Source organism: Mesorhizobium sp. M1322, from assembly GCF_040318085.1.
Lineage (GTDB): Bacteria > Pseudomonadota > Alphaproteobacteria > Rhizobiales > Rhizobiaceae > Mesorhizobium.
Genome location: NZ_JAMYLP010000003.1, coordinates 59,429 through 83,640, shown reverse-complemented (window position 1 = coordinate 83,640; position 24,212 = coordinate 59,429). Strand labels below are relative to the sequence as shown.

At 62.7% G+C, this 24,212-nt stretch carries 25 protein-coding genes and 2 pseudogenes; 13 read left to right on the top strand and 14 right to left on the bottom strand.

Going from position 1 to position 24,212, the window contains the following annotated elements; genetic code table 11:
• Positions 1-62: 62 nt before the first annotated feature.
• A complete protein-coding gene (locus NKH12_RS02020; protein ID WP_352951646.1) occupies positions 63-1,253 on the bottom strand; it encodes a M24 family metallopeptidase in 1,191 nt (396 codons plus the stop codon).
• Positions 1,254-1,470: 217 nt separating this feature from the next.
• Here NKH12_RS02020 and ehuB point away from each other — a divergent pair, with 217 nt between their 5' ends.
• From ehuB to NKH12_RS01995, 5 genes are read left to right on the top strand one after another with little or no spacing between them, the layout of a single operon-like run.
• On the top strand, positions 1,471-2,340 hold the full coding sequence (ehuB, locus tag NKH12_RS02015; protein ID WP_352951645.1) for an ectoine/hydroxyectoine ABC transporter substrate-binding protein EhuB: 870 nt from the start codon (positions 1,471-1,473) through the stop codon (positions 2,338-2,340).
• A 55-nt stretch (positions 2,341-2,395) separates the two neighbouring features.
• Positions 2,396-3,124 (top strand): ectoine/hydroxyectoine ABC transporter permease subunit EhuC, encoded by a 729-nt coding sequence (ehuC, locus tag NKH12_RS02010; RefSeq protein WP_352951644.1) that lies wholly within the window; start codon positions 2,396-2,398, stop codon positions 3,122-3,124.
• Positions 3,121-3,780 (top strand): ectoine/hydroxyectoine ABC transporter permease subunit EhuD, encoded by a 660-nt coding sequence (ehuD, locus tag NKH12_RS02005; protein ID WP_352951643.1) that lies wholly within the window; start codon positions 3,121-3,123, stop codon positions 3,778-3,780. Before ehuC ends, ehuD begins: the two co-directional genes overlap by 4 nt.
• Positions 3,777-4,556: an ectoine/hydroxyectoine ABC transporter ATP-binding protein EhuA gene (ehuA, locus tag NKH12_RS02000; RefSeq protein WP_292208642.1), complete on the top strand. Its 780-nt coding sequence runs from the start codon at positions 3,777-3,779 to the stop codon at positions 4,554-4,556. The genes ehuD and ehuA overlap by 4 nt, the downstream gene beginning before the upstream one ends.
• Positions 4,553-5,275 (top strand): GntR family transcriptional regulator, encoded by a 723-nt coding sequence (locus tag NKH12_RS01995; RefSeq protein WP_292481992.1) that lies wholly within the window; start codon positions 4,553-4,555, stop codon positions 5,273-5,275. The genes ehuA and NKH12_RS01995 overlap by 4 nt, the downstream gene beginning before the upstream one ends.
• 41 nt (positions 5,276-5,316) lie before the next feature.
• Here NKH12_RS01995 and NKH12_RS01990 read toward each other — a convergent pair whose 3' ends face one another.
• Entirely contained in the window at positions 5,317-5,622 is a 306-nt protein-coding gene (locus NKH12_RS01990; RefSeq protein ID WP_352951642.1) for a hypothetical protein, read from the bottom strand.
• 7 nt (positions 5,623-5,629) lie between these two features.
• Positions 5,630-6,400, bottom strand: coding sequence for a DUF899 domain-containing protein (locus NKH12_RS01985; protein ID WP_352951702.1), 771 nt, complete (start codon positions 6,398-6,400; stop codon positions 5,630-5,632).
• A 133-nt stretch (positions 6,401-6,533) separates the two neighbouring features.
• Between NKH12_RS01985 and NKH12_RS01980 the strand changes: the two genes are divergently transcribed.
• The 4 genes and pseudogenes from NKH12_RS01980 to NKH12_RS01965 all read left to right on the top strand — a co-directional run bounded on the left by NKH12_RS01980 (position 6,534) and on the right by NKH12_RS01965 (position 9,894).
• Positions 6,534-7,754: a helix-turn-helix domain-containing protein gene (locus NKH12_RS01980; RefSeq protein WP_352951641.1), complete on the top strand. Its 1,221-nt coding sequence runs from the start codon at positions 6,534-6,536 to the stop codon at positions 7,752-7,754.
• Positions 7,755-7,794: 40 nt separating this feature from the next.
• A pseudogene (locus tag NKH12_RS01975) lies at positions 7,795-8,433 on the top strand (Vgb family protein); the annotation flags it as partial.
• Between the two features lie 83 nt (positions 8,434-8,516).
• Positions 8,517-9,610, top strand: a pseudogene (locus tag NKH12_RS01970) (LLM class flavin-dependent oxidoreductase).
• Positions 9,610-9,894, top strand: coding sequence for a hypothetical protein (locus tag NKH12_RS01965; protein WP_352951640.1), 285 nt, complete (start codon positions 9,610-9,612; stop codon positions 9,892-9,894). The pseudogene NKH12_RS01970 and the gene NKH12_RS01965 overlap by 1 nt, the downstream one beginning before the upstream one ends.
• Positions 9,895-9,915: 21 nt before the next feature.
• Here NKH12_RS01965 and NKH12_RS01960 read toward each other — a convergent pair whose 3' ends face one another.
• The 8 genes from NKH12_RS01960 to NKH12_RS01925 form a co-directional block, all read right to left on the bottom strand.
• The gene (locus tag NKH12_RS01960) at positions 9,916-10,374 is read right to left on the bottom strand and encodes a MaoC/PaaZ C-terminal domain-containing protein (RefSeq protein WP_352951639.1); all 459 of its coding nucleotides are present in this window, start codon (positions 10,372-10,374) and stop codon (positions 9,916-9,918) included.
• Position 10,375: 1 nt separating this feature from the next.
• Positions 10,376-11,452 (bottom strand): Gfo/Idh/MocA family protein, encoded by a 1,077-nt coding sequence (locus tag NKH12_RS01955; protein WP_352951638.1) that lies wholly within the window; start codon positions 11,450-11,452, stop codon positions 10,376-10,378.
• Positions 11,445-11,774: an L-rhamnose mutarotase gene (locus tag NKH12_RS01950; RefSeq protein WP_145713039.1), complete on the bottom strand. Its 330-nt coding sequence runs from the start codon at positions 11,772-11,774 to the stop codon at positions 11,445-11,447. The genes NKH12_RS01955 and NKH12_RS01950 overlap by 8 nt, the downstream gene beginning before the upstream one ends.
• 10 nt (positions 11,775-11,784) lie before the next feature.
• Positions 11,785-12,897, bottom strand: coding sequence for a mandelate racemase/muconate lactonizing enzyme family protein (locus NKH12_RS01945; RefSeq protein ID WP_352951637.1), 1,113 nt, complete (start codon positions 12,895-12,897; stop codon positions 11,785-11,787).
• Positions 12,898-12,901: 4 nt separating this feature from the next.
• The gene (locus NKH12_RS01940; RefSeq protein WP_352951636.1) at positions 12,902-13,999 is read right to left on the bottom strand and encodes an ABC transporter ATP-binding protein; all 1,098 of its coding nucleotides are present in this window, start codon (positions 13,997-13,999) and stop codon (positions 12,902-12,904) included.
• 1 nt (position 14,000) lies between these two features.
• Positions 14,001-14,867 carry a carbohydrate ABC transporter permease gene (locus NKH12_RS01935; protein WP_352951635.1) on the bottom strand — a complete coding sequence of 289 codons (867 nt, stop codon included), beginning with the start codon at positions 14,865-14,867 and terminating at the stop codon, positions 14,001-14,003.
• Between the two features lie 2 nt (positions 14,868-14,869).
• A complete protein-coding gene (locus NKH12_RS01930) occupies positions 14,870-15,766 on the bottom strand; it encodes a carbohydrate ABC transporter permease (RefSeq protein WP_352951634.1) in 897 nt (298 codons plus the stop codon).
• Between the two features lie 145 nt (positions 15,767-15,911).
• Positions 15,912-17,231: a type 2 periplasmic-binding domain-containing protein gene (locus NKH12_RS01925; protein WP_352951633.1), complete on the bottom strand. Its 1,320-nt coding sequence runs from the start codon at positions 17,229-17,231 to the stop codon at positions 15,912-15,914.
• A 159-nt stretch (positions 17,232-17,390) separates the two neighbouring features.
• Here NKH12_RS01925 and NKH12_RS01920 point away from each other — a divergent pair, with 159 nt between their 5' ends.
• Entirely contained in the window at positions 17,391-18,179 is a 789-nt protein-coding gene (locus tag NKH12_RS01920) for an IclR family transcriptional regulator (RefSeq protein WP_352951632.1), read from the top strand.
• 69 nt (positions 18,180-18,248) lie between these two features.
• A complete protein-coding gene (locus NKH12_RS01915; protein ID WP_352951631.1) occupies positions 18,249-19,085 on the top strand; it encodes an amidohydrolase family protein in 837 nt (278 codons plus the stop codon).
• Positions 19,086-19,253: 168 nt separating this feature from the next.
• Here the strand turns inward: NKH12_RS01915 and NKH12_RS01910 are convergent, their stop codons facing one another.
• The 3 genes from NKH12_RS01910 to NKH12_RS01900 are packed head-to-tail and all read right to left on the bottom strand — an operon-like array spanning position 19,254 to position 22,126.
• Positions 19,254-20,390, bottom strand: coding sequence for an ABC transporter substrate-binding protein (locus NKH12_RS01910; protein WP_352951701.1), 1,137 nt, complete (start codon positions 20,388-20,390; stop codon positions 19,254-19,256).
• Positions 20,391-20,410: 20 nt separating this feature from the next.
• Entirely contained in the window at positions 20,411-21,571 is a 1,161-nt protein-coding gene (locus NKH12_RS01905) for a CaiB/BaiF CoA transferase family protein (RefSeq protein ID WP_352951630.1), read from the bottom strand.
• A gap of 3 nt (positions 21,572-21,574) precedes the next feature.
• On the bottom strand, positions 21,575-22,126 hold the full coding sequence (locus NKH12_RS01900; protein WP_352951629.1) for a MaoC family dehydratase: 552 nt from the start codon (positions 22,124-22,126) through the stop codon (positions 21,575-21,577).
• A gap of 191 nt (positions 22,127-22,317) precedes the next feature.
• Between NKH12_RS01900 and NKH12_RS01895 the strand changes: the two genes are divergently transcribed.
• Positions 22,318-22,512, top strand: a complete 195-nt coding sequence (locus NKH12_RS01895; RefSeq protein WP_352951628.1) for a beta-propeller fold lactonase family protein — start codon at positions 22,318-22,320, stop codon at positions 22,510-22,512.
• Positions 22,513-22,612: 100 nt separating this feature from the next.
• Positions 22,613-24,130: a S10 family peptidase gene (locus tag NKH12_RS01890; RefSeq protein WP_352951627.1), complete on the top strand. Its 1,518-nt coding sequence runs from the start codon at positions 22,613-22,615 to the stop codon at positions 24,128-24,130.
• Positions 24,131-24,212 lie beyond the last annotated feature (82 nt).

Below are 24,212 nucleotides of genomic sequence, written 5' to 3'. Positions count from 1 at the left end.
CGTTGCCGGCATGATCTTTCGTCAGTTATCGGCTTCCCGTCAGTCATGGTCAGTCCCATGGGTCAGTCGATGACGATGAGTTCGCGCGCCACGTCGCAGAGGCGTTCGCCGCCGTGATCCGTGACGACGAAGGATTCCGAGATGGCGATGCCGAAATCGTCGAGCCAAACGCCGGCCATGAAATGGAAGCACATCCCGGACTGCATCTCGGTGGTGTCGCCGGGTCGAAGACTTGCGGTGCGTTCGCCCCAATCGGGCGGGTAGGCGAGCCCGACCGGATAGCCGACGCGGCTCTCCTTCTTCAGCCCGTTCTTCCTCAACACTGCCTGCCAGGCGGCTTCCACCTCTTCGGCGGTGTAGCCGGGGCGCGCCTTCTCAAGGCCGGCGTCGACGCCCTCGACGATCGCCTTGGCCATGTCGACGATGGCTTGCGGCGGCTTGCCGAAATGTACGGTCCGCGTCAGCGCCGCATGATAGCGCCGCCGCACCCCGGCGATCTCCAGAATGGCGAGGCCACTGTCCGGCAGCGGCGCGTCGGACCAGGTCAGATGCGGCGTGCTGGTGCCCTCGCCGACGGGCATCAGCGGACAGATCGCGGCATAGTCGCCGCCCGCTCCAGGCACGCCCATGATCTGTGCGTGATAGATTTCTGCAACGACATGGTTCTGGGGCACACCGGGCCGCATCTTTTCGATGGCGCGGTTCATGGCGTGCGTGCAGATCGCACCGGCCTCGCGGATCAGCACCAGCTCGGCTTCGGATTTGACCAGCCGCGCCCAGTTGACGAGGTCGTGGTTGTTGGCGAAGTGCGCGTCAGGCAGCCCGCTGACGAGATGGGCATGGCAGCGCGCGGTGTAATAGTGCGCGTCCATCTCGACGCCGACGCGGGCCTTTCCCCAGCCGCGCGACCTGATCAGTTGGGCGAGTTCGTCATAGGGGTGTTCGACGGGCTTCTGCACCAGCCGTTCCGAGAACGGCACGATGTTCTTCTCCGGCAGGCCGGTGGTCAGGCGTGCGCTCTTGGCGTCCTGCGCCCTGCCGAACCAGATCGGCCGGTCTTCCCTGAGATGGACGAGCACGCATTGCGGAACGTAGAACGACCATCCGTCATAGCCGGTCAGCCAGCACATGTTGGCTGGATCCTGACAGATGATGAGGTCGAAGCCGGCCTTCTCCATGCGCGTCTTCACGCCGGCCAGGCGCTGCGCATACTCCGCTTGCGTGAAAGTCCCGAAACCGCTCGCGCTCGCCACCGAAATCCACCTACCGGTATGCTGTTTTTCTTAAATTGTGCACAACTAGGGCAATAATTTGTGGCTTGGCTACGAATTATCGCCGAATTTCTGTGTTTTTTATATCTTCGCTTGCACGATGTCTAGGGCAGTTGTATACGTCTTCTCAAACGGGTGTCGACCTCGAAGAAGGCTGCGCCCTGGGAACCATTCGTCAGTTGTTCAATGGGAGAAAAGCATGTTCAAATCATCGATATCGCGCCGGATGGTCGTGAAAGCCGCCGCCTGCCTCGCGCTTGCCGCGACATCACTCACGGCGCTGCCCGCTTATGCTGAAACCACCCTCGAACGGGCCAAGAAGGACGGCTACATCCGCGTCGGCTTTGCCAACGAGGCGCCGTTCGGTTACGCCACGCCTGACGGCAAGCTGACCGGCGAAGCGCCGGAAGTTGCCAAGGCGGTGCTCGCCAAGATGGGCATCGCGCAGGTTGACGGCGTGCTGACCGAATTCGGCTCGCTTATTCCGGGTCTCAAGGCCGGCCGCTTCGATATCATCGCCGCCGGCATGTTCATCAATCCGAAGCGCTGCGCCGAGATCAATTTCTCCGAGCCGTCCTACGGCATCGGTCAGGCCATGCTGGTGGCAAAAGGCAATCCGAAAGGCGTGAAGGACTTTTCCAGCTTTAAAGAAAATCCGGATCTCAAGCTCGCCGTGATGGCCGGCGCCGTCGAGGGCGGCTATGCCAAGGACGCTGGTGTCGCCGCAGGGCAGATCGTTGCCTTGCCCGACCAGTCCAGCCTGGTCGCCGCCGTCCAGTCGGGCCGCGCCGACGCTGCCGCGCTGACCGCTCTTTCGATCGCCGACATGGCCAAGAAGGCCGACGGCGTCGAATCGACCAAGCCGTTCGGCGAGGTTGCCGGCAAGTCGGTGAAAGGCCATGGCGGCTTCGGCTTCCGCAAGGAAGATACCGATCTGCAGGAGGCGTTCAACGCCGAGCTGAAGACGTTCCTCGGTTCGCCGGAGCACATCGCGCTGGTCGAGCCGCTCGGCTTCGGCAAGGACTACCTCCCCAACAAGACCACCGCGGAGCTTTGCGCGGGCAAATAGGTTCCCAACTGCTGGCGGCGCGAAAGCGCCGCCCCTTTTTCCTGGGGGAATCCGCATGGGAATCCGTACGCTCGTTGCCATGCTGGTCGTCGCGCTTGTCGTGATCGGTGCCTTGGCAACACAGGAATCTTACAAAGTGTTTATGCCGGGGCTGCTGCAAGGCGCTGTCCTGACGATCGAGATCGCTATCCTCGGCAGCCTGCTGGCAATTGTCATGGGCGTGCTGGCGGCGCTGGCAAGGATGTATGGCCCGGCGCCGCTCAGATGGCTGGCGACGGTCTATGTCGAGATCTTCCGCGGCACGTCGGCGCTGGTGCAATTGTTTTGGCTGTTTTTCGTGCTGCCGCAATTCGGTGTCACGCTCAACGCATTTCTGGTTGCTGTCCTGGCGCTCGGCCTGAACGTTGGTGCTTACGGATCGGAAGTCGTGCGCGGCGCGATCCAGTCCGTCGCCCGCGGCCAGCGGGAGGCGTGCACTGCATTGAACATGAGCCGCCCCCAGATGCTGCGCCGCATCATCTTGCCGCAGGCGTTCGTCGCCATGATTCCACCCTGGGGCAATCTGTTCATCGAGCTTTTGAAATCGACGGCGCTGGTCTCGCTGATCACGCTCTCGGACCTCGCCTTCAAGGCGCAGCAAATGAACCAGAACACGTTCAAGACCATTCCGATCTTCACCCTCGTCCTGCTGATGTACCTGGCAATGTCGCTGGTTGTGACCATCGGCATGCGGTTTCTCGAAAGGCGGGCTTCGCTAGGATTGGCGCGGGGGAAGGCAGCATGATCTGGGACTGGGCATTTGCTTTTGAAATCCTGCCGGTGCTCGCCGGCGCTGCCATCGTTTCCATCGAGGCGACGCTGATCGGGTTTGCGCTTGCCGCCTCGCTTGGCCTGGTGCTGGCGGTCGTCCGCATCGCCGTGCCGTGGACCGGCTGGACGATTTCGGTGCTGGTCGAACTGATCCGGTCGACCCCGCTGCTGATCCAGATATTCTTTCTCTATTTCGTCTTTCCGAAATTCGGTGTCGTGCTCGACGCCTTCACCGCCGGGGTGCTTGCCATCGGCATCCACTACGCAGCCTATTGTTCCGAGGTCTATCGCGCCGGCTTCGACAACATTCATCGCGGCCAATGGGAAGCCTCGGTCGCACTCAATCTGTCGGCCTGGACGACGTTCCGCGACATCATCATTCCGCAGGCGATCCCGCCGATCGTTCCGGCGCTCGGCAACTATCTGGTTGCCTTGTTCAAGGAGACGCCATTGCTTTCCGCAATCGCCGTGCTGGAGCTGATGCAGACGGCCAAGATCATCGGCTCCGAAACCTTCCGCTACACTGAGCCGATGACGCTGGTCGGCCTGTTCTTCCTTGCCATGAGCCTGGTTTCTGCCGCGCTCATTCGCTCCCTCGAAGGCCTGCTCAACCGGAGGACCATGCGATGACGGAACAACCGATGGTCCGCTTCGACAATGTTTCGAAACGCTATGGTGCGCTGACCGTTCTCGATGGGCTCAATCTGGACATAGCACGCGGTGAGAAGGTCTCCATCATCGGGCCGTCCGGCTCCGGCAAGACCACGGTGCTGCGTATGCTGATGACGCTGGAGACGATCAATGACGGCGTCATCTGGGTCGAAGGCGAGCCGCTCACTCACATGGAGAGGAACGGCAAGCTTGTTCCCGCCGATCTCGCACACATCCGCAGGATCCGCGCCAAGATCGGCATGGTGTTCCAGTCGTTCAACCTGTTCCCGCATATGACGGCGATGCAGAACTGCATCGAGGCGCCGATAACCGTGCTCGGCATGAAGCGGGCCGATGCCGAGGCGCGTGCGGCCGAGCTGCTCGACATGGTCGGCCTGTCGGAGAAGAAGGACCACTATCCCTCGCAGCTTTCCGGCGGCCAGCAGCAGCGCGTCGCCATCGCCCGCGCTTGCGCCATGCGGCCCAAGATCATGCTGTTCGACGAGGTGACATCGGCACTCGACCCCGAACTCGTCGGCGAAGTGCTTGAAGTCATCCGAAAACTCGGTAGGGAACATGACCTCACCATGCTGATGGTCACCCACCAGATGGGATTTGCCAAGGAATTCTCCGATCGCGTCTGCTTTTTCCATGCCGGCAAGATCTGCGAGCAGGGGCCGCCAAGCGAGTTGTTCGGCGCCCCCAAGAACGAGCGGACGCGGCAGTTCCTGCACGCTGTCCTGGAGGCTGGATGACGCTTGAGACGGATGCCACGCCCCTGGCCGCGACCGCCGCGCCGCCGCGTCCGCTTTCGGCGCGGGAGCGGTTCGAGCGTATCTACCGGATACTGCGCGACCGCATCTGCCTGCTCGACTACGCGCCGGGCAGCCATCTCTCCGAGGAAGAGCTTGCCCAGGAATTCCAAATCAGCCGCACGCCGGTTCGGCGTGTCCTGGCGCGCCTCGAATCCGAGGGTCTGGTTCAATCCGTCCATGGTGTCGGCACGATCGTCACCGATGTCGACATCGAGGAATTGCAGCAGGTCTATCACTTGCGCCTGGAGCTGGCGCTCCTGGTCGGCAAGCTTTCGCCGATCCCGCGCACGGCGGACGATCTCGACCGGATAAGGGCACTCATTGCGCGCTGCGATTCCGATGTGCTCAATCCCGACCAGCGCGCTTTCCTGCGCCTCAACATGGATTTTTTCTACGAGCTCACCGCGATGACCGGCAACCAGCCGCTGCGCGAGATCAGCGAGCGCCTGTATTTTCAAGTCGCGCGTGTCGTCCTGAAGATGATGCCGCAGTTGGGCCTTGTCGAGGAGTTCACCGCGTTCCGCCGCGAAATGGAAGAGGTCCTTGCCGCCGCCGAGATCGGCGACTGGGAGTCCATCGGGCACATAAGGCGAGCCCATATCTCGATGAGCTTTCGCCGCATGATGCGTCATGCAGGCGAGGCCAATATCGCCACGTAGGGGCCGCGCGAGGTCGCGCCGGTTGATCGGCGAACGCCGGATCACGACCGGCGGACCGCGCTTCGTCGGCTGGCGACCAGCTTCAACCAAGGCGCCGAATGGAAGGCGCTCATCAGCAGGTACATCACGACCATTCCACTCACCGGCGACGGATCTTGCGCCTCCGAGCACATCATGTCCGCATCACCGGCAACGGCCGTCAGCAGCGCCATGATTGCGAAGGTTGGCGCGGCCGCCAGCGATAGCCAGTCGGCCGCGCCGCGGGCGGCGACATTGTCGCTTGGGAAACCGGCAGATCCGTTGCCTTCGGGCGGCATCTTCTGGGTGTGATCGGAGTGGAGTGTCATCGCGATGTCATCCTTGGCCGTACTCGTCGTGGCGGCGCCACCAGACGCCCGCCTCGTTACGGCCTAGGGGCGCGCGGTCGAGCCACTGATACATGCCCCAGAGGCCGTCCAATCCGCGCGCATAGGTGGAATAGGCGTGGTAGACGACGCCGTCTTCGAGCACGAACGTGCTCATGCCCGGCCTCTCGCGCGTGTACGTGGCCATGTCTGTTCCGCTCATCGCAGCGAACGTGGCGGAGCCATCGGCAGTCGTGCGCGAGGGTATCTCGGCGAGAGGCGCCTCGCGCACATAGTTGTATTCGATACCTTCCTCGCGCTGCTGCTCCTCGGTGAACGAAACGTCGAAGTCGAAATTGAAGTCGCTGCCGTGTGAGGAGGCCCAGGGGAACGTCCATCCCATCCGCCGCTTATACGCCTGCAGCTTCGCGAGCCGTGCCCGCGATACCGCCGAAAGCGTGACGTCGTGGTTGGCCAGGTGGACGACGAAGCCGTCGAACCCGCCCGCAATCGCCGAGCAGGCCGGACACCCCGCCGTGTAGTCGGGCCCGAACATGAAGTGGTAGACGAGGAGCTGCGAGCGCCCTTGGAAGAGGTCCGCCAGTGAGGCGCTGCCTTCATCGGTCTCGAATCGGTAATCCTTGTCGATCCGAACCCAAGACAATTCCTGCCGCCGCCGCGCCACCTTATCGCTTTGGCGCGTGAGCTCCTTCTCCGCCTTGAGCAGATCAAGCCGCGCTGCCAGCCACTCCTCACGTGTTCCGGTTCTGTGTGTCGGCATCATTCGTCTCCTTCCTCGTTGTTCGCACCGTTTTCGATACGGCGCGTTTCGATACAGCGCGCTGGCTGTTGGTCCTGAGATAGATTAGGACCGGAGATCGAATAGTGAGAGTTACAAGTGTGACGGGATTCCGATGGACTCGCTGATCACCGCGGCGGCGCGCGCCCTCGCAACGGGTGATCCCCTCGGCGCATTGAAGCGGGTCGCCCTGCGTGACGATGCGCGTGCGCTGGCTCTGCGTGGCATCGCGATGGCGCAGCTCGGCGATCTCGTTCGAGCAAAGGCTCTCCTCAAAAGTGCTGCGCGCGCCTTCGGTCCGAAAGAGGCCGTGGCCCGCGCGAGGTGCGTCGTCGCCGAAGCCGAGATCGCACTCGTCTCGCGCGACCTCGGCTGGCCGGCGAAGGCACTCGACGCCGCGCGGTCGACGCTTGAAAAGCACGGCGACCACGTCAATGCCGCGCATGCGCGCAATCTCGAGGCTAGGCGCCTGCTCCTGATCGGACGCCTCGATGAGGCCGAGAGCAGGCTCACCGGGTTCGACCCGACAACGCTCCCACCCGCGTCGAAGGCCGCCCACGAGCTGGTGATTGCGGGGCTCGCGATTCGCCGCCTCCGGACCAAAGCGGCGCGCATTGCGCTCGCGCGGGCCGAGCACGCCGCGCGCCAGGCGGACATTCCCGCGCTGACGGCCGAGGTTGAAGGCGCATCCCTCGTGATGAACACGCCCGCGGCGCGCCTGATCGCCCGTGGTGAGGAGCGCCCGCTCCTGCTTGAGGAGGTCGAAGCGCTGCTGGCGTCGGGGGCGCTCGTCGTCGACGCCTGCCGCAATGTCGTGCGGGACGCCGGCATGATCGTCTCGCTCGCGACGCGCCCGGTGTTGTTCGCGCTTGCGCGCACGCTCGGCGAAGCCTGGCCCGCGGACGTGGCGAGGAGCACGCTCGTCGCACGCGCCTTCGGCGGCAAGCACGCCGATGAATCACATCGCGCACGATTGCGGGTCGAAGTCGGTCGGCTTCGCGTGGAGCTGCGGTCACTGGCGGATGTGAGCGCGACCAAGCGAGGCTTTGCGCTTAAGCCGCGCCGCCCACGCGATGTCGTAGTGCTGGCGCCGCCCGTCGACGAGCAGCATGCAGCGGTGCTCGCCTTCCTCGCCGACGGCGAGTCGTGGTCGAGCTCGGCGCTGGCGATTGCGCTCGGAGCCAGCTCGCGCACCGTGCAGCGATCGCTCGAGCAGCTTGCGGCAGCAGGCAAGGTGCAGTCGTTCGGTCGCGGGCGAGCGCGCCGTTGGATGACCCCGCCCGTGCCGGGGTTCCCGACAATCTTGTTACTCCCGGGCTCACTGTCGGGTTATTAGTGTCGGGACAATTCAACAGATCTGAGCCTGGAGGAGAAGCATGAAACGATCTGCAGCCGAAGTCCTCCGCGAATATGGACCCTTTCCGGGTGTCGACCAAGTTGCGGGGGTTACGTTCGACGGCCAGCACGTCTGGTTTGCGTCCGGAGACAGACTGAACGCCTTGGATCCTGCGAGCGGGAAGGTGGTGCGCGCGATCGATGTCGCTGCGCACGCAGGAACGGCCTTCGACGGTCAGCACCTGTTCCAGATCGCCGAAGATCGCATCCAGAAGATCGATCCCAACACTGGCCGCGTGCTCGCCACTATTCCGGCGCCGGGTGGCGGCGGCGACTCCGGGCTCGCCTGGGCCGAAGGCTCACTTTGGGTGGGGCAGAATCGCGGTCGCAAAATCCATCAGATCGATCCCCAGACGGGAGCAATTCTTCGCACAATCGATTCCAACCGTATCGTCACCGGGGTCACCTGGATCGAGGGCGAACTCTGGCACGGCACCTGGGAGGGTGACGAGAGTGACATCAGGCGGATAGATCCTGAAACGGGAAAGGTTCTGGAGAAGCTTGATATGCCGCCTGGAACAGGCGTATCGGGGCTCGAGTCCGATGGTGGCGATCAGTTTTTCTGCGGCGGTGGAAACAGCGGCAAGGTGAGAGCCGTCCGCCGACCCAGGCGAGGCTCCGAGGAGCGTGTCAAGAAGCTGAGCCCACAGTTGCAACAGCTCGACGATGAAGCTGCGAGCGTCCCGCGGCAGGGAAAATCATGATCAGAAAGCAGCATCCGCTGAAAGGGCCGAACAGGTTCAAGCTCGGCGTCTTCTCGATGAATGCCGATGGCGGTCTGGCAATGACCACCGTTCCCGAGCGCTGGCGCGCCCGCTGGGAGGACAATCTCAATTCTGCCTGCATCGCCGATCGCGCCGGCCTGGAGTTTCTGCTGCCGATCGCACGCTGGCGCGGCTTCGGCGGTTTGACTCATCTGCGGGAATGGTCGTTCGAGACTTTCACCTGGGCGGCGGGTCTCGCCGTCGCCACGCAGAACATCGGTCTGTTCATGACCGTGCATGTGCCGCTGGTTCATCCGCTGCAGGCCGCAAAAGCGCTGGCGACGGTCGACCACATCTCCAACGGGCGTGCCGGCTTGAACATTGTCTGCGGCTGGAACCCGGACGAGTTCGCCATGTTCGGGCAGACGGTCGGCGATCGGACCTACGATCAGGCCGAGGAATGGATCGATATCATCGAGCGTGCCTACCAATCCAGCGAGCCGTTCGACTTCGGCGGCGAGTTCTATGATCTGAAGGGGTCGTCAGTCGCCCGCCAAGCCTGCAGGCACCGCGACCGGTGACCATGAACGCAGCCTTCGGCGCACCGGGGCGCAACTATGCGGCGCGCCACTGCAACTACCTGTTCTCGACTTTTTCCGAAATTGCCGATGGCCGCGCGCATGTGGTCGACATCACCAACCGCGCGGCTGAGGTTGGACGCGAAGTCGGTGTCTACACGGTCTGCCACGTCGTCTGCCGGGAAACCCAGCAGGAAGCCGAGGATTATTACCGGCACTACGCGCTTGAATGCGCGGACGAGGGCGCGGTCGACGAACATATGCGCAAGAAGAAAGAATTCGCGAATTCGCATGACGCGAAGGCCTTCACCGAATATCGGCAAAGATTCGCCGGCGGTGCTGGAACGTTTCCGCTTATCGGCACGCCGGAAAAGATCGTCGACGATCTCACCAAAATCATGGACCAGGGTTATTCCGGCGCCGCCCTCACATTCGTCAACTACACCTACGAATTGCCCTTCTTCTGTGACCGCGTGCTGCCGCTGATGCGCCAGGCCGGGCTTCGAGTAAATTGATGCCGGCGGCCGCCATTCCAACGACATGGGCGGATGGGCACGGCGCCATCGACCCGCGCGCCTTCAAGCAGGCGATGCGGGCAGTGGCGGGCTCGGTCGCCATCCTCGCGTCGGAGCATGGCGAGATAGGCTTTTGCGGCATCACCGCGACGGCCGTCCTGGTCAGTCCGCACGCGGCGCACTACTCGACGCAGTCTTACGCTGAGGTTCGCAACAAGGTGTTTGCCGATGTCGCATCGGTGTTGCGCGGCGGCAAGCCGGTATATCCGGTCAACCGGATATGACTGCTCGCGGCCGCAAATAGCTCAGCCCCGCTTGGGCTTGTCGCGGCGCTCGACGATGTAGATGTGGTCGGCCGCCAGGACCACGTCGCCATGCTGGTTGATCACCTCGCAGCGCTCGATGACCCGGCCCGAATCCGGTCGTTTCGGGTCGTCTTCTTTGGCCGAGATGGTGGTGCGGGTCTTGATCGTATCGCCGATGAACACCGGCTTGATGAAGCGCAACCTGTCGTAGCCATAGGAGAAGGCGACCGGGTTGATGACGCTTGCCGTCAGTCCGACGCCGACCGAGAAGACCAGCGTGCCATGGGCGATGCGCTGGCCGAACGGCGTCGTTTCCATGAACTCGGCGTCCATGTGGTGAGGGAAGAAATCGCCGGTATGGCCGGCATGCACGACGAAGTCGGTCTCGGTGATGGTGCGTCCGTTGGTCAGGCGCGACGAGCCGATCTGATAATCCTCGAAATAGATAGTCTGCTCCATGTCAGGGCCTCGCCGCGATCGGTGTTGCCGGCGCCGCGCTCGATTGGTAGGCGGCCTCGACCAGCGCCATGGTGTTCCAGGCGTCCTCGACGGAACTGACGAGTTCGGCGTCCTCGCCTGATGCGTAGCGCTGGACATTGGCCATGCGGCCGACGAAGGCGTCCGGAAACCATTCGCCGACGAGCGGCACCGTGACCCAGTCTGAGCCGCCCTTTAGATGGATTTCAAGAATGTCCGGCTCGCCGCGGGGGTAGTCGAGGTTGAGTCCGAGTTTGAGATAGGCGGCGCCCTCGGTGCCGCAAATGCGGAACTCGCAGGCCTGGTGTTTTCGGCCAAATTTGTGGTCGTGGTTGATCGACAGCGCACAGCGCACGGTATCGCCATAGTCGAGGATCGCACTGGTGCGCGTTTGCGCGACCTTGTGGTTGGGATGGCCGAGCGTCTTGGCGTGAACCCCTCTGGGATCGCCGAGCAATTGCCGGATCAGGTCGAGATAATGGATCGAATGCATGACGATTTCGACGCGCGGCGCCTTCAGCAGAAACTCCCAGAGTTGCCAAGGTGTCGCCAGCGCCAGCCATGCGTCGAAATCGACCACGTCGCCCAGCCAACCCTTGGCGATCGCATCCTTCAGCGCCAGCATCATCGGCGCGAAGCGGAGCTGAAAATTCACCGCGGCCTTCAGGTTTTTGGAGCGGCAGATTTCAAGGATTTCGGTGGCCTCGGTCAGATCACCGCCCATCGGCTTCTGGATCAGCGCCACTGCACCATCGGGCAGCGCCCTGAGCACGCCGGCATGATGAGCCGGTGGCGTCGCCAGGTCGAAGACGACGTCCTTGATCGCTGCGGCTTCCTCGACCGACCGGTAAGCGGTGACGCCCCATTTCTGCGCCAATCTTTCAGCCTTGACATGGTCGGGATCGAAAAGCCCGGCGACCGGGAACCCGGCTTTCCCATAGGCCGGGAAATGCGCATCGCTGACGATCGATCCTGCGCCGAATATCACGATCGGCCTGGGCATTGATGGCTGCTCCCAGGCCTGGGCGAGCGAGGCAGGATCGAACACACCATCAGTCATGATGGAAGACTTCGTCCATCGAGGCCCACCACTCGCCCTCCTTGCGGGTCGGCAGCGGCTCCTGGCAAGGCATGCAAAGCGCCCACCATTCCTGCGTCTTGGGATCAGCTGCCATCTTCGCCATGTCGGCGGCATAGTCGGTGCCGTGATATTCGAAAGTGCTGAACAGCAGGTGCTCCGGTTCCTTGAGGTAGATCGAATAATTCTTGATGTTGCAGGCGGAAATCATCGCAAGCACGTCAGGCCAGACGGCGGCGTGAAGCCGCACATATTCAGCGACCTTTTCCGGCTTGAGGCCGAGCACCATTCCCATCCGCTGCATGTCCGGCTCCCTATTTCGTTATATCGGTCGTGAATTCCGCGATGCTCTTCGCCTTGACGGCATCCCAATCCCAGTCGATGCCGATGCCAGGCTCGTCCGGTGCCAACGCCTGCCCGTTCTCGATGCGCATTTTCTTGCCGGTCAGTTCGTCAAGCTGGGGAATATACTCGACATATCGGCCGTTCTGAATGGCGCAGGTCAGGCTGACATGCAATTCCATCAGGAAATGCGGGCAGACCGGGATGTCGAACGCCTCGGCCGCATGCGCGACCTTCAGCCACGGCGTGATGCCGCCGATACGGCCGACATCGACCTGCACGATCGAGCAGCCGCCTTTTTGCATATATTCGCGGAAATGGCGGATCGAATAGAGCGACTCGCCGATGGCGATCGGCGTCGACGTCGCATTCGACAGCCGCACATGGCCGTCTATGTCGTCGGCCGGCAGCGGTTCCTCGATCCAGGCGAGGTCGAGATCGCGCAGCCGCTCCGCCCGGCGGATTGCCTCGTCGAGCGAAAAGCCTTGGTTGCAGTCGGTCATGATCTCGTAGGACGAGCCGACCGCCTGGCGCACCGCGGCCAGCCTGGCGAGATCCTCGGAGCCGTGGGGCTTGCCAATCTTCACCTTCGAGCCGCGAAAACCCTTGGCCTGGGCGGCCAGCGCATCCTCGACCAGCGCCTCGGTCTCGATATGCAGCCAGCCGCCTTCGGTCGTGTAGAGCGGGCAGCGGTCCTTGGCGCCGCCGGCCAGCTGCCACAGCGGCAAGGCCTGCTTCTTCGCCCGCAGATCCCAAAGCGCAGTGTCGATGGCCGCCAGCGCGATTGCCGTGATCGCGCCGATCGTCGTGGCGTGGGTGGCGAATTCGAGCTCGTGCCAGATCGCCTCGATCCTGTCGGCGTCGCGGCCGATCAGCCGCGGTGCGAGGTGGTCGGCCAGGAGCCGCATCACCGAGGAACCGCCGGTGCCGATCGTGTAGCTGTAGCCGGTGCCGACCGCGCCGTCGGCGTCGGTGATGGTGACGATCGGTGTTTCCTGGCTGACAAAACTCTGGATCGCATCGGTGCGCTTGACCTTCGGCACCAGGTCGACCATCCGCAGTTCGATTTTCTCGATCGTTGCCACGACGTTAACCTCGCAATGTCTTGCCCGTTTCAGCAGAAAACAGGTGGGCCTGCGACAGGTCCAGGCTCATATTCACCCGGTCACCGGCCTTCAGCGGTTTCGGGTTGAGCATGCGCGATACCCAATCGCTGCCGTTGAATTCGGCGAACACCAGCGTCTCATTGCCGAGCGGCTCGGTGACGGTCACCGGCAATTCCATCTGATGAACGTCAACGTCTTCACCGGAGCTGATGCCGTGTCCCGTCGGATAGATGTCGTCAGGCCTGAGGCCGAACGCGACCTTATCGCCAGTTCCGACATTTGCCTTGAACTGGCTGGGCAGAGGCAGCCTCTCGCCGCTGGCGAACAGCAATTGTCCGTGGTCGATCACTGCCTCGTGCAGGTTCATTGGCGGCGAGCCGATAAAGCCTGCCACGAAGCGCGTCTGCGGCCGGCGGAAGACCTCGTCGGGCGTGCCGACCTGCTCGATGAAACCGTCGCGCATGATGACGATGCGGTCGGCGAGCGTCATCGCCTCGACCTGGTCATGGGTGACGTAGATCACCGTCGATTTGACCTTGGCGTGCAGCTTCTTGATCTCGGTGCGCATCTGCGTCCGGAGCTTGGCGTCGAGATTGGAAAGCGGCTCGTCGAACAGGAAGACGTCGGGATCGCGGACGATGGCGCGGCCCATGGCGACGCGTTGGCGCTGTCCGCCCGACAGCTGTGACGGCCGGCGGTCGAGCAGTTGGTCGAGGCCGAGAATGCCTGATGCCTCGGCGACACGGCGGTCCATCTCCTCTTTTGCGGCGCCAGCAATCTTCAGCGAGAAGCCGAGGTTTTCGCGCACGGTCATGTGCGGGTAGAGCGCATAGGACTGGAACACCATCGAGATGTTGCGCGAACGCGGCGGCAGATCGTTGACCATGCGGCCGCCGATCTCGATGAGGCCGTCGCTGATGTCCTCGAGACCGGCGATCATGCGTAGGGTTGTCGACTTGCCGCAGCCGGACGGCCCGACCAGCGCGATGAACTCGCGATCGGCGACCTCGAGGTCGATGCCGTGCACCACGGCCACCGGGCCGTAGCTTTTGGTGAGTTTCTTCAGGGATACGGTTGCCATGTCAGCCTTTCACCGCGCCGGAGGTGAGGCCGCCGACGAGGTGTTTCTGGACGATGAAGGTAAGCGTGAGCGCCGGTATGATCATGACCACGGCCAGCGCGCACATGCCGCGCCAGTCGATGGTGAATTCGGCGGTGTAGTCGAGCAGGCCGACCGGCAGGGTCTTGGAGTTGGTCGAGCGCGTCAGCTGCGAGGCAAGCGCGAACTCGTTCCACGAGGTGAGGAAGGCAAAGATGCCGGCCGAGGCGATACCAGGCCCGGCAAGCGGGAACTCGACCTGCCAGAAGGCCTGCCAGCGCGTGCAGCCGTCGATCTGTGCGGCTTCGGCGAGGTCTTTCGGAACCTGACGGAAAAAGCCGTCGATCAGCCAGATGGTGAAGGGCACGTTGAGCGCGACATAAACGAGGATCAGCCCGAAATGCGTGTCGATGATGCCGAGCCGCGCAAAGACGAAGAACAGCGGCAGCGACAGCGCGATGCCGGGCACCGTGCGCGTCAGCATCAGGCCGAGGAACATCGCCGACTTGGCACGGAAGCGATAGCGCGCAAAGGCATAGCCGCCGGCCATGCCGATGGCGATGGCGATCACCGTCGAGGTTACCGAGATGATCAGCGAATTGCGGAAATAGTCGAGCACCGGGATGCCGCCCTTGCCGACGCCGCTGAACATGGCAACGTAGGCGTCGAGCGAAAGTTCCTGCGGGATCCATACCGGCGGCTTGGCCATGATCTCGACGGTCGGCCGCAGCGATGACAGCACGATCCAGATGCCAGGCAGGCAGATGACCAGCATGGCCAGGAACAGCCCGATGCCGTGAGCGATGCCGAGCGCCTTGTTGCGGGCGCGATGCAGGCTGTTCTGGTCCATCCTTACCACTCCGCCGCGATCTGCGTGCGGGCCGCGGCGAGCTTGCGGTAGAAATAGACGGTGAACAGGATCGACAGCAGGATCGAGAAATAGGCCATGGCGTTGGCCAGGCCCATCCTGGCATCGCTGTAGGCGGTGCGGGCGACCAGCGTCCAGACGAGTTCGGTGCGCCCGGCGGGGCCGCCGTCGGTCATGATCTTGACGATGTCATAGGCGCGCGCCACGTCGAGCGAGCGGATCGTCAAGGCGATGAAGGCAAACGGCATGATGAACGGCCAGGTGACATAGCGGAATGTCTGCCATGGCGTGCAGCCGTCGACGCGGGCCGCCTCGACCGGTTCGCGCGGCATCGCCAGCAGCCCGGCAAGGATCAGGATCGCGAACACCGAAGTCGATGACCAGATTTCGGCGGTGAGGATGGCGACGAAGGCGAGATTGCCGTCGATCAGCCAGGGGATGGCGCGGTCGGTCAGGCCGAGCGCCTGCAGGGCGTTGTTCACCAGGCCGATATTGTCGTTGAACATGAATTTGAACTGGAAGCCGACCAGGATCGGCGAAAACATCATAGGGAACATCATGATGGTGCGCAGCACCCGCTGTCCGCGCGAGGCTTTCTCCACCAGCAACGCCAGCCCAAGCCCGATCAGCATTTCCAGATTGAGCGCCACCGTCAGCAACACAACGGTGCGGGCAAAGGCAAACCAAAAATCCCCGTTGCCCAGGATGTTGATATAGTTGCGCGCGCCGATGAAGACCCAGAGTGTCTCCGGCTTGGTCAGCCGGAACGGCGTGAAGCTGGAGTAGAGCGATAGCAGCAGCGGCAACACCACCACCGCCGCCAGGACGATGACCGCGGGCAGCAGGAGCAGCAATGGCGGTGAGGGTCTCCAGCCTTTCATGTCGATCCGGTTCTGGTTGGTGCCCGGACACCGAAGGCCGCCGTCGGCCAGCTGGGATCAAGACAAAGCGTATTGCGCATGGTCAGTCTAGAAACAGGTCGGGGGCGCCGCTCTTCGATAAGCGCAGCGCCCCCGTGGAAAGATGTCAAAGCTTGCCGGCGTCTTCGAGGATCTGGGTGGCCTTGGCGGCAGCGTCGTCCAGCACCTGCTTGGAGGTCTTGTCGCCGAGGATGGCCGCCTGCAACTCGGGATAGACGGCGTTGGAGATTTCGATCCACTCAGGCGTCTGCGGCACGGCGAAAGCGTGCTTTGCCTGTTCCTGGAAAGCCGCCAGCACTTCCGTCTTGTAAGGATCGCCGGCCGCCTGCTGGATGTCCCAGTCCCACACCGCGGTGCGGGTCGGCAGTGGCCCGCTTGCTGCTTCAAGCTTCTGGCTGTCCTCGTTGGTCAGAAACCAGACCAGGGACGCTGCCGCTTCCTTGCTGGCGCAGTTTTCGGTGACTGAAAACCCGTGATGTCCCGACCAGCCGGTGCGAATGCCGGCCGAGCCCTTCGGCGCCACTTTCACCCCGACATTGCCGGCGACCTTCGACGACTTCGGATCGTTGAAGAACCCTGCCCAGCCCGGCCAGTCGAGGTTGATGGCGACCGTGCCCGAGGCAAAGCCCTGGCCGAGATCGTCCCAGAGATAGTTGGTGGTGCCGGCCGGCACCGCCTTGGCCTTGTAGAGATTGACGAACCAGTCGAGCGCCTGCACGCCGGCCTCCGAGTTGAAGACGGGCCTGCCGTCCTTGTCGAGATACTCGCCGCCCTCGGCAATGAGCATCTCGTAAAAACGGCCGTTGATCGCCTCTTCCTTGCCGGCGAACTGGGTGCCGTAGAAATCCGGCGGGCTGGCGAAGAATTCCGCCTGCCGGGCCACCTCGTCCCAGGTATCGGGCGGCACCAGTTCCTTGCCGTATTTGGCCTTGTAGGCGGCTTTCTTGGCTTCGTCCTGGTAGAGGCTCTTCTGGCAATAAAGCGCCGAGACGTCGAACTGCGCGCGTGGCAGCATCACCAGCTTGTCGTCGAGTGTCGAAGCCTTGATCGTCGACGGCACGAAGGCGCCGATCTCCTCCTTGGGCAGCAGGGCGTTGAGATCGATGTAGATATCGGGATATTGCGGCGCAAACGACGAGTGGTTCGAGCCGACGCACCAGTTGATGCTGCCGGACGCGATGTCAGACTTGATTTCCTTGTCGAGCTCGAAATGGTTCTTCTTCGAGATCACGTTGACTTTGGCGCCGGTCAGTTTTTCCCATTCGCCGATGCGCGCGTAGAGCCCTTCATATTGCTGGCCGCCGATCAGCTTGGCGTCGATGGTGACGCCGTCGAACTTGCCGGGCAGTTCGGCAGCAAAGGCGGCGCCCGCGCCAAGTGCAAGCAGCGCCACGCCGGCTGTCAGGCCGCAAAACAGTTTCGTCATTGGTATCCTCCCAAAGAGCCTGCGTCGATCCATAGCGAGGTTTGATCGGCAGCTTCATTCATATACAAACAAAACATTTATAAGTTCGTCAAGCCGAAAGTCCTTTCAGAGCAATGCCGTTATGCGTATATGAAAAGCGAAATTCACTGGAGAAGCGCAATGGCAGAGGACGAGGACGACGACCGCTATCGCGCCCCGGCGCTGGACAAGGGGCTCGACATTCTCGAGCTGCTGGCCGGCGTCGATGGCGGCCTGACGCAGGCGGAGATCGCCAAGAAGCTCGACCGCAGCCCCAACGAGTTCTACCGCATGCTGGACCGGCTGGTGCGACGCGGCTACGTCACGCGGCCCGACGGCGACCGTTATTCGCTGACCCTCAAGCTGTTTGGCCTGGCGCAGCTGCACGCGCCGGTGCGGCGGCTGGTTTCCTATGCGACGCCGCTGATGCGTGAACTTGCCGAAACCTCGCACCAGGCAAACCAGCTTGTCGTCTTCGACCGCGGTTCCGCAGTGGTGATCGCACAGCAGGAAGCGCCGGACTACTGGGGCATTTCGATTCGCGTCGGCTCGCATATCAGCCTGTTCGACACCGGCTCCGGACATGTGCTGCTGGCGTTCCGCTCGCCGGAAGAGCGGCAGATGATGATCTCCGAGCATCTGCGCAGCACCGACAAGCCGCCTCAATCGCCGGAGTTCTTTGCCCGCCTCGACCAGATTCGTGAACGCGGCTATGAGATGATGGCGTCGATGCAGACCGCCGGGGTGTTCAACCTGTCGGCACCCGTGCTTAGCTCGGACGGCAGGGCGATCGCCGCACTGTCGATCCCCTACATAACCCTGGTCAACGCACCCAAGGCGCCCGATATCACCAAGACGATAGAACTGTTGCTGGCAGCGACCGAAAAGCTATCGCAACTGACGGGAGCAGCGGTCAAGCAGGCGGAGTAAATTCTTATTTGAATGAACAATTTCTCCGTAAGATAATTTTGAAAAACGCCGGAGGAGGAGCGCGCCGTCATGATTTTCGATACCCATCTGCATCTGATTGACCAGTCGGCGCTGCGCTATCCCTGGCTCTCCGGCGTGCCGGCGCTCAACCGCGATTTTTCCCTCGACGAATATGCAATCCAGGCCCGCCGCGCCGGCATAGAGGGCGCATTGCATATGGAAGTCGATGTCGATCCAGCCGACATCGAGACTGAGACCACTCACGTAAAGGCGCTGTCGCAACAGAAGGACAGTTTACTGCGCGGGGCAATCGCCTCCTGCCGTCCGGAAGAGCCGGGCTTTGCCGCCTATCTCGAGCGCCAGCGCGCCGATCCTTTCGTCAAAGGTTTCCGGCGGGTGCTCCACGTCATGCCGGATGAACTCTCGGAGGGCTCGCTGTTTCGCGAAAACATCAAGCAGCTTGCCGGCACCGGCCTGACCTTCGATCTCGTCGTCCTGCCGCATCAGATTCCTAAGGCGATTGCGCTTGCTGACCTCGCGCCGGATGTTCAATTCGTGCTCGACCATTGCGGCGTTCCCGACATCAAGGGCAGCAGTGAGCATCCCTGGCGCGAGCATATGGCTGAGATCGCGCGGCGTCCGAACGTCGTCGGCAAAGTTTCCGGTGTGGTCGCCTATGCGGACGCCGGATCGTGGACTGTCGAAACGCTGCGTTCCTATATCGAGCACACGATCAGCTGTTTCGGTTGGGACCGCGTCGTATGGGGCAGCGACTGGCCGGTCTGCACGCTCGGTGGCGGGCTTGCGACCTGGGTTGCAGCGACGCATGCGCTGCTTGGCGGTGCAAGTGCCGACGAGCGGGAAAGGCTGCTGTCGGGCAACGCAAAGCGGCTGTGGCGCTTGTAAGTGGCCTCAGATCGTCGCGGATACGTGCCGCTCGCGGCCGTAGAGCGAAACCAGCAGCACGATGACCAGACCAAGTGCTGCCTGCACGGTCGAGGGCCGGAAGCCGAGGCCGATCAGCAGCGTGGGTTGCCGCGGATCAAACTGTTCATGTCCTCCATTTAGTTGGTTTCAGGATCCTCCACCGGCAGCGACGGGTGCCGGGAAACTCTCCAGAAACAGGCGATTGAGATCGGCAACGACGCGGCCGGCGTCGTGCTTTTCGGTCAGGCCGAGATTGATGCGATCGGACGCCGCCTGCTGGAATGTCATGTAGCCATCATGGCGTGGCCTGACCCAGGCACCCTCGAGTGTGGCCCGGGTATCGATGTAGAAATTACCGGCGGCTGCGTTGACGGCTGCATCGTCCCAAGCTGCGGCATGGCCGGGCTGGCCGCCGGCCGATGCATAGGGGCCGCGCTGCACCTCGCCGCTGGCGATCCAGTAGGCAAAGTCGATGGCCGCCTGCTTCGCCTTCGAAAAGGCCGACACGGCAATCCCGGTTCCGCCGAGCGCCGAGCCGACCGGGCCGGCATTGCCCTCAGCCGGAATGTCCGCGAAGGCAAGGCGGTTGCTCCGAAAGCCGGCGATGGCATAGGAGACATAGCCATAGATCAGCGGCGCGCAGGCGATCCGCGTGCCGGACCTGGCCATTTGCTCCAGGACGTCGATCGGGTCCATGCCAAGGCAGGCCGGATCGACGAGAGCCGCGACCTCGCGCATCATCTCGAAAACGCGGCTGCCCGTGTCAGGATTTACGTGGGCGCCAGGCTCTTCGACGGCGCGTCGACCGAGATTGCCGGCAAGCGTGTAGAACACCATCAGCGAATGCGGTGGCCTCAGCGGCAGCAGCACGCGGCCTTGCCGCGCCAGATCGAGCATTTCGCTCCAACTCGCTGGCTGAGCGGAAAGCATATCAGGCCGCCACGCCTGCACCTGGCTCGCCGTGTCGATCGGAAACGCCCACTGTCGGCCTTGCCAGTTGTAGCTCGGATAGGACTGGCCAACGCTGCCTGCCGCCAGTGCCGCGCGTTCCGCTTCACGTCCCACAACGTCGAGCGGCGCCAAACAATTCTCGGCGGTGATCTGGCCGACATGCGGATGATCGATGACGATCAAGTCGTAGGCACGGGCCAGTTCCTCGACCGGAAAGGATTCGAAATCCTGCAGCGAGCGCTTGTCCCATTCAATCGTGACGCCGGTGCGCTGCTTCCACAGCGCTGAGGAGGCGACCATAGGGTCGTAGCCGCGCGGATGGCTCCAAGTCATGCCTTTGAGCGTCACGTCGCTCACAGCCCGAACTCCTTGCGGATCTTTGCGCTGTGCTCGCCGATGCGTGGCGCGGCGCGCTCGACCTTCGCGCGGACGCCATCGACCCTGAGCGGCGAACGCGTGGTAAGGATCGAGACGTCATCCTCGCGCGTCACCGTCTGCAGCATGTCGAGAACCTGAAAGCCCTCGCTGGCCATCATCTCCGGCCAGGTCAGCACCTTGGCGCACCAGATGTCGGCAGGCTCGAGGATGGCGAGCCATTCATCGACCGTCTTCGTCACGATTTGTTGCGCGATAATCGCCTTGATCTCGTCACGGGCGGTGAACCAGGTCGACGGCTGATCGCGATAGGGTGCAAGCTCTTCGATCTCCAGAAGGTCGGCCAACTTCGAGATCGGCGTCATCGCAATCGCCAGATAGCCGTCTTTGGCCGGATAGACGCCGTAAGGCGCCGACAGATAGGCATGCGCGCTGCGGAAAGATGACCGCCGCGGCAGCCGGCTTCCGTCATTGAAATGCGTGGTCAGCACCTCGAACTGGAGGTCGACCAGCGCTTCGAGCAGGCTGGTCTCGACATGGCTGCCCGTGCCGGTCACGCCGCGCCGCACCAGTGCGGCAAGGATGCCTTGCGCGGCGGCAGAGCCCGCCAGCATGTCGGCGATCGCCAGGCCGAAGGGCACCGGTCCCTGGTCCTCGTCGCCGTTCAGCCACATCACGCCGGAACGCGCTTGCGCCAGCAGATCCTGACCGGGCCGCTTGACCCACGGGCCTTCCTCGCCATAGCCGCTGATCGACGCATAGACCAGACGCGGGTTGATTTTGCGAACCGCCTCGTAGTCGAGACCCAGGCGCTCAATGACACCGGGCCGAAAATTCTGGATCAGCACGTCGGCCTTGGCCAGCAGCCCGCGCAGCGCCGCAAGGTCGGCCTCGTCCTTGAGATCGATGGCGAAACTTTCCTTGGAGCGGTTGATGGCATGGAAGATGGTGGAATCGCCGCCGATCTCCGTGTCGCTGAGATAAAGCCGGCGCGACAGGTCACCGCCATCCGGGCGCTCGATCTTGATGACGCGGGCGCCCAGGTCGAGCAGTCGCAGCGAGCAGTAGGGCCCGGACAGGAACTGGCTCATATCGACGACGACGAGCCCGGCCAGCGGCAATTCGGCAGTGGCAGCCATCGCCTATTTCTCCGTCTTGCCGGCGAAATCGGCCGGATTGCGGTACTTCACCGTCTGCAGGTGTTCGCAATAAAGCACGAGCTCTCCTTCACCCTTGAAGACTTCATAGCTGGCGCGGATCAGCCCCATCTCCTTGTATTTGGGTTTCTTGTCGAGATTGGAGCGGATCGAATAGATCGTGTCGCCGATGAACACCGGCTTGATGAAGCGCAATTTGTCGTAGCCGTAGGAGAAGGCGTTGACGCAATTGGTGGCGACGAGGCCGAGCCCGGCCGAAAACACGAAGGCGCCGGCGACCAGCCGTTTGCCGAAAATGCCGTCTGTTTCGGCGAACATCTGGTCCTGCACGTAAGGGTGGATATCGAGCACCAGTGCGTTGAAAAGGTGGCTGTCGCCCTCGGCCATCGTTCTACGCAGCGAGCGGATTTTCTGGCCGATCGGCCAGTCTTCATAGAACCAGTTCTCCGCGTTCCAGACGGGGAGATCGGCGTGGTTCTTCGGCATGTTGGCAGGGTGCGTCGACGCCACGCCCACGGTCGGCGCAAAACCAGTCATGGCAGTATCCGTTGCAAGCACGGATCATCCGTCCGGGCGCGCCGCGAACCAGCGAATTGCATGATAGATCCTCCCGTCGATCTTCTTTTGTGAATAGTGTTTTCACATATGGGGTCACGTTGCAAGCGTGAACAGGCGAAATTTTGCCCGGATCCGCAGCGGGCAACGCCGGCGGAACAAGGGAGGATTTGATGCAGAATGCGAAGCTGCTGGTCGCCAATTACCGCAATCTGGCACTTACGCCCTCGGGTCGCCATCTCTTCTCGGCCAACCAGAACGCCGACCGCATCTCGATTCTTGCACGCGACGCGGCCACGGGGCGGCTGGCCGACACCGAGCGGTTTATCGAAATCGGCACGCCGATGTGCGTGAAGATCGTGCGTTGAAAGCCTTGGTCTCCTTCCAGCAGCGAGGGCGTGCACGGTCCTGTGATTTCGGCTGAGCCATCAGCGTGGTAGCTTCCAGTCGTTCCGCTGCGGAGTCGTCATGCGTACCAAGCTGCTAGAAATCACCCTTGCTATGCTGCTGCTGGTTGGCGGCCTTCCAGCCGGCCATGCGCAAGTGGCCGAGCGGCCGTCGCCTTCGGGCGGCGTTCTGTCGCTGCTCCCGCCGCCCCAGGTCTCAGATCATTCGATCGTGATCGCGGGACGCACGCTCAACTATCAGGCAAGGGCCGGCACGCTGTCGTTGCTATCCGGCAAGGGCGACGTCACCGCGGAAATCTTTCATGTCGCCTACACGCTGCGTCCCGAGCCAAGCCGGGAACCTGATCCCCGGCGCCCGATCACTTTCGTATTCAACGGTGGTCCCGGAGCAGCTTCCGCCTATCTGCATCTTGGCGCGCTCGGTCCACGCGTGATGGCGACAGCGGCCGATGGAGGCTTTCTCCCACCGCCGCAGCGGCTTTTGGACAACTCGAACACCTGGCTCGACATGACCGACCTGGTCTTTGTTGACCCCGTCGGAACGGGTTACAGCCGCGAAGCACCCGGAACCGAGGCACGCAGCTTCTGGGGCGTCAACCAGGACGCCGCCGCGATGGGCGCCTTCATCCGGCTCTATCTGGCACAGGCGGGCCGCACAGCGTCGCCGGTGTTTCTTGCCGGCGAAAGCTATGGCGGGTTTCGGGCGGCACTGCTTGCCAAGACGCTTCAGGACGATATCGGCATCAGTCCTAAGGGCATCGTGCTCATCTCGCCGGCGCTCGAATTCACCCTCGTGCGGCCCGACGAGTTCCAGCCGCTTCACTGGGCGCTTGAGCTCCCGTCGCTGGCGGCGGTGCGCCTGCGCAGCGAAGGCGTCACCGGTTCCGAACTGCAGGAGCGGTTGGCCGATGTCGAACGCTATGCGCTTGGCGACTATCTCGTCGCGCTTGCCAGCGGGCTCGAACAGGGTGGGCGCCTGGCGAGCCCGCGCGTTGCCGAAATCACCGGCCTGCCGATTGAACTCGTCAAACGAAACTTTGCACGCATTCCCACCGCACTCTTCGCCAAGGAGTTTGCGCGGGCAAGGGGCAATGTTCTCAGCGCCTATGACGGCACGATCGAAACGGCAGACGTTGCCCCGGAAAGTCCAAGGCCCAGCGGTCCCGATCCGGTGCTCGACCGAAGCGTGCCGGCGCTCACATCCGCCTTTGTCAGCTATATCAGGGAGGAATTGAAATTCCGCACCGATCTAAGCTACCGGCTTCTCAACCGCGAAATCAGCGGCAATTGGGATTACGGGACGAGCCCGACGCGTCAGGGCTATGTCGGCGTGATGGATGACCTTCAGCAGGCGCGCGCGTTGAACCCCGGCCTCGGCGTTTTGATCGTCAACGGCTACACCGACCTGGTGACACCCTATCTGGTGTCACGCTACCTTGTCGGCCAGGTTCCTTCGCTTCCTGGAGCAAAATCCATTCGCGTCGAGCTTCTGGAAGGCGGCCACATGATGTATTTCAGGCCAGACAGCCGGCGCGCGCTGAGAGAGGCCGCGTCCGAGCTTTACCAAATCCCGAAATGAACGGCGGAAGCCGCTTACAAGAGACAAATCCGCCTCTTCGCATGAGCGACGGATAACGCAGCACGGACCCGACAGGCGAGCA

What these genes read in the sequence shown, in the direction of transcription:
- NKH12_RS01900 (WP_352951629.1), bottom strand. Translation starts at nt 22,126, where the DNA reads ATGACTGGTTTTGCGCCGACCGTGGGCGTGGCGTCGACGCACCCTGCC.
- NKH12_RS01990 (WP_352951642.1), bottom strand. Translation starts at nt 5,622, where the DNA reads ATGACACTCCACTCCGATCACACCCAGAAGATGCCGCCCGAAGGCAAC.
- NKH12_RS01950 (WP_145713039.1), bottom strand. Translation starts at nt 11,774, where the DNA reads ATGCAGCGGATGGGAATGGTGCTCGGCCTCAAGCCGGAAAAGGTCGCT.
- NKH12_RS01930 (WP_352951634.1), bottom strand. Translation starts at nt 15,766, where the DNA reads ATGAAAGGCTGGAGACCCTCACCGCCATTGCTGCTCCTGCTGCCCGCG.
- NKH12_RS01985 (WP_352951702.1), bottom strand. Translation starts at nt 6,400, where the DNA reads ATGCCGACACACAGAACCGGAACACGTGAGGAGTGGCTGGCAGCGCGG.
- NKH12_RS01935 (WP_352951635.1), bottom strand. Translation starts at nt 14,867, where the DNA reads ATGGACCAGAACAGCCTGCATCGCGCCCGCAACAAGGCGCTCGGCATC.
- NKH12_RS01920 (WP_352951632.1), top strand. Translation starts at nt 17,391, where the DNA reads ATGGCAGAGGACGAGGACGACGACCGCTATCGCGCCCCGGCGCTGGAC.
- NKH12_RS01960 (WP_352951639.1), bottom strand. Translation starts at nt 10,374, where the DNA reads ATGGAGCAGACTATCTATTTCGAGGATTATCAGATCGGCTCGTCGCGC.
- NKH12_RS01915 (WP_352951631.1), top strand. Translation starts at nt 18,249, where the DNA reads ATGATTTTCGATACCCATCTGCATCTGATTGACCAGTCGGCGCTGCGC.
- ehuD (WP_352951643.1), top strand. Translation starts at nt 3,121, where the DNA reads ATGATCTGGGACTGGGCATTTGCTTTTGAAATCCTGCCGGTGCTCGCC.
- NKH12_RS01955 (WP_352951638.1), bottom strand. Translation starts at nt 11,452, where the DNA reads ATGACTGATGGTGTGTTCGATCCTGCCTCGCTCGCCCAGGCCTGGGAG.
- NKH12_RS01895 (WP_352951628.1), top strand. Translation starts at nt 22,318, where the DNA reads ATGCAGAATGCGAAGCTGCTGGTCGCCAATTACCGCAATCTGGCACTT.
- NKH12_RS01995 (WP_292481992.1), top strand. Translation starts at nt 4,553, where the DNA reads ATGACGCTTGAGACGGATGCCACGCCCCTGGCCGCGACCGCCGCGCCG.
- ehuB (WP_352951645.1), top strand. Translation starts at nt 1,471, where the DNA reads ATGTTCAAATCATCGATATCGCGCCGGATGGTCGTGAAAGCCGCCGCC.
- NKH12_RS01910 (WP_352951701.1), bottom strand. Translation starts at nt 20,390, where the DNA reads ATGACTTGGAGCCATCCGCGCGGCTACGACCCTATGGTCGCCTCCTCA.
- NKH12_RS01940 (WP_352951636.1), bottom strand. Translation starts at nt 13,999, where the DNA reads ATGGCAACCGTATCCCTGAAGAAACTCACCAAAAGCTACGGCCCGGTG.
- NKH12_RS01980 (WP_352951641.1), top strand. Translation starts at nt 6,534, where the DNA reads ATGGACTCGCTGATCACCGCGGCGGCGCGCGCCCTCGCAACGGGTGAT.
- NKH12_RS01965 (WP_352951640.1), top strand. Translation starts at nt 9,610, where the DNA reads ATGCCGGCGGCCGCCATTCCAACGACATGGGCGGATGGGCACGGCGCC.
- NKH12_RS01890 (WP_352951627.1), top strand. Translation starts at nt 22,613, where the DNA reads ATGCGTACCAAGCTGCTAGAAATCACCCTTGCTATGCTGCTGCTGGTT.
- ehuA (WP_292208642.1), top strand. Translation starts at nt 3,777, where the DNA reads ATGACGGAACAACCGATGGTCCGCTTCGACAATGTTTCGAAACGCTAT.
- NKH12_RS01905 (WP_352951630.1), bottom strand. Translation starts at nt 21,571, where the DNA reads ATGGCTGCCACTGCCGAATTGCCGCTGGCCGGGCTCGTCGTCGTCGAT.
- ehuC (WP_352951644.1), top strand. Translation starts at nt 2,396, where the DNA reads ATGGGAATCCGTACGCTCGTTGCCATGCTGGTCGTCGCGCTTGTCGTG.
- NKH12_RS01925 (WP_352951633.1), bottom strand. Translation starts at nt 17,231, where the DNA reads ATGACGAAACTGTTTTGCGGCCTGACAGCCGGCGTGGCGCTGCTTGCA.